1 protein-coding gene is annotated in these 457 nt (G+C 69.1%); it reads left to right on the top strand.

Going from position 1 to position 457, the window contains the following annotated elements:
- A partial coding sequence (locus ADK64_RS06645) for an adenosylhomocysteinase (protein ID WP_199829504.1) occupies positions 1-457 on the top strand: 457 nt, incomplete at both ends.

Genomic DNA, 457 nt, shown 5'->3' with positions numbered 1-457 from the left:
CGTGCAGACCGCCGTGCTCATCGAGACCCTGGTCGCCCTCGGCGCCGAGGTCCGCTGGGCATCCTGCAACATCTTCTCCACCCAGGACCACGCGGCCGCCGCCGTCGCCGCCGCCGGCATCCCGGTCTTCGCCTGGAAGGGCGAGACGCTTCAGGAGTACTGGTGGTGCACCGAGCAGGCGCTGACCTGGCCCGGGCACACCGGCCCGAACATGATTCTGGACGACGGCGGCGACGCCACCCTCCTCGTCCACAAGGGCGTCGAGTACCACAAGACCGGTGACCTGCCCACCGCGGACAACGAGGAACTCGCCGTCGTACGAGCCCTGTTGGAGCACAGCTCCCTGGACTGGACGGCACTGGCGTCGGAGATCCGCGGCGTGACGGAGGAGACCACGACGGGTGTCCACCGTCTGTACGAGATGCAGCGCGACGGCGTCCTGCTGTTCCCGGCGATC

It is taken from the genome of Streptomyces sp. MMG1121 (assembly GCF_001280015.1).
Classification (GTDB): domain Bacteria; phylum Actinomycetota; class Actinomycetes; order Streptomycetales; family Streptomycetaceae; genus Streptomyces.
The sequence above is the reverse complement of the archived record's forward strand: the minus strand, read 5'-3'. Positions and strand labels throughout refer to the sequence as shown.